Raw genomic sequence first — 2,933 nt, 5'->3', positions numbered from 1 at the left:
AAAAGAAGAACTTATTGTAGGCAAGGGAGATTCACAACGAATCGAATTTTCGATTAATACTAAAAGTGGATCCAACCTGGAAGCTGTATTGACTCCCGGTTCATACGATAGTCTTCCATCTGATAATCGCGCATTTCTTAAAATTCCCAGTTCACGTTCCTTACTGGTCTATATCAGCCCGGATCTGGCCAGTTACCGTTATGCATTGGCCGAAAATAAAGACCTGGAATTGTATCCGGAAAAAGATGATTCGGTTGGTCCAGCTGAATATGACTTGATCATTGCTTCATCTGAGAAAGACCTGGATAAACAGGCTTTAGTGAAACTGGGTGTCGGCTTTGTTCCAGAAGAGCTGAAACAATATATTTCGCTCGAAACGAAATTAACGGATGTTGTCGACTGGAATCGCAGTTCCGCTTTACTGCGACATGTAGAATTGAGTGACGTGCAAATCACAGAACAACCTGTCTGGACAGAGAATGCGGGCGTCGCGAATCTGGAAGGACTGGGGTATGAAGTATTAGTGCATGGTCGATTGGGACCCCTGCTATTACAAAAAAGAAATTCCGGTGATCTGGAATTCTTCTTTCTGTTCAACACAGATCATTCGACAATGCCTTATCGTGTCGGTTTTCCGATCATGGCCTCGAATTTAATACAACTCACTTTACAGGAAGCAGGAATTTCGGAAGTGCAGGGATCCGCCACACCCGTTTTGCCTGCGGTCGAGTATGTGCCTGAGAAAAAGTATCAAATCAAAACGCCGGATGGAAAACTGCTGAACACGGAAAGCAATAAAAACGGCATGATCTCTGGCATCGCTGCCTTGCACGTTGGGAAATACCTGATAACGGGTGAAGGTGCAGCTTCAGATGAAATTTGCGTAAGTTTATTGAACCCTCAGGAAACATCACTCGTTTCAATTGACGAGATTCAGTTCAGTGAAGTGCCCGTAACTGCCTCTCAGGCTCAAATTGATAGCGATAAGCCTTTGTGGAGCGAATTTGCTTTCATCGCGTTTGTTTTACTTTTGGTAGAGTGGTGGTATTTTCAGCGTCGTCCCGCTGGGATTCCCTCGTAAGTACTCATAGAAAGACAGGAATTCATGATCCGGAATATTCTGCATTTTCTATGCTTGTTTCTCATCGTGGCGCCGGGAATTGTCTCCGCACAATCAATTCCCATGACTGTCGATATCCATCAACCGGCACAATTTCCCAAGGGAGATGGTCCAATCTCTTTTGTCTGGCAATGTTCGGTTTCTGCAACCGGGTTATTGGAGGGATATTTTCTGGTTACAGTGCATGACGGCAATGAAGAATTTGGCCAATTCAAGTCGAATGATGTCGCACTGCACTCGGGTTTCCACGAAATCCCAATGATGCTCCCCCCCATCAAAGTTGACAATCCTTTTTCCGAAGTCAAACTGAAACTCAGTTTTGTGACTCCAAAGCAACGCTATGATTTTAAAGATGAATATTCGTTACGCGTTGGCCGCAGCTTTCACCGGACGTTTGCTGTGGGAGTATGTGATCCATTTGATATTAATTTCTCGCCAGAGATGAAGCAATTTCTGGACAAACTGAAGTTTGAATCAATCAGTCCCCAAGAGCCGATCGAAGTTACGATTAATCAGGAAATCGCAGAGTTGGCTCACTACAATCAAGGTGTGATGGGACAGCATTCACTTTCATTAAATGTAAAAACGTTTTCAATTCATATTCCGCCTCACGAGTTCCCGCAATTACCGGTTGATTGTCATCAGTATGATATTCTGGTTATCACCGCACGCGGATTTGATCTGTTGGAGTCGCGCCACCTCAAAGCGATTTATCAGTGGGTCAGGTCAGGGGGAAGTTTATGTGTGATCGCCGGTTCCAATCTGGAGCAACCACAACTTCAGTTCTTAAACAGTCTTGCCGAAGGAAGAGACGCGTCGCCTTTTCTGATTGATTCCGAAGGTAAACTCAAATTGAATCAAACAGAGCAGACCCAATTTTATCGAACGGGCTGGGGTAGAAGTGTGATCATGCTCCCGGACGCGCAACAGAAGAGTCTTCTGCCCCCGGATGACGCGAATCAGATCCCATTTTTTCTATGGAAATTGAAAGAGTCTCAGCAGATTTATTATGACAAAGAGAAAAAGTGGGATCGTTACGCGCTGGTGAAGGCATTTCTGGAATCGGAAAAAAGAACCAGATATACCAACTTGAATGCTTATACCGTCAACGAAATGCTCAGCTTAAACTATCGTCCGATTTACACAGGGGGGGCAGTCGTTACCGACTTAATGCCTGCGGAAATGCGTATCGTACCATCCTGGATCATTGCGACCATTCTGTTGGGATATGTACTCATGATTGGTCCAGGAGAATATTTTATCTTAGGGAAATTCAAAATACGACGTTTCACCTGGATTACATTCCCATTAATCTCAATCGGTTTTGCAGTTGTCGTGTTTTTAATCTCTGATCATTTTATGCAAACTTCCTACGAACGTAAAACTCTGGCAATTTATGATTTGGATGCCCAGGGAAAACCCGTTAAAGAAAATCAGATTGAATTATTATTTACAGGCTCATATCAGCAGATTGAGACAAAGATCAAGTCCGGCTTATTGACTTCGCTGAATCATGTTGAATTAGGGATGACCCAAAATTACAACATGTACGCGCGGAACATGACTCCCTCACTCGTAGGGCCTCCTTTTTATTCAGGATCGATTCCCACTCAATACTCGGTCTTTCAACTGATGCCTCAATGGACGCCTCAATTGAATAGAATCATCAGGAATTATCCTGATGAATTGAAAACCAGTTTCGACTGGTCTTCAATTCATATCGACCAACTAAACACTGATCAAGGGCGACAGAACATTCGAAAGCGAATCAAAACCGCTTTCGGAGACCGGGCACAGTTATTGATCTATCGGG

Annotated in this window: 2 protein-coding genes; both read left to right on the top strand. The window is 43.9% G+C overall.

What is annotated here, in order from left to right; all coding sequences use genetic code 11:
* Window positions 1-1,081 (top strand): hypothetical protein (locus tag Q0294_RS17800; RefSeq protein ID WP_299468145.1); only part of this gene is annotated, 1,081 nt, incomplete at its 5' end.
* Window positions 1,082-1,105: 24 nt separating this feature from the next.
* Window positions 1,106-2,933: hypothetical protein (locus Q0294_RS17795; protein WP_299468144.1), on the top strand; the 1,828-nt coding region annotated here is incomplete at its 3' end.

It is taken from the genome of uncultured Gimesia sp. (genome assembly GCF_937919775.1).
Classification (GTDB): domain Bacteria; phylum Planctomycetota; class Planctomycetia; order Planctomycetales; family Planctomycetaceae; genus Gimesia.
The sequence above is the reverse complement of the archived record's forward strand: the minus strand, read 5'-3'. Positions and strand labels throughout refer to the sequence as shown.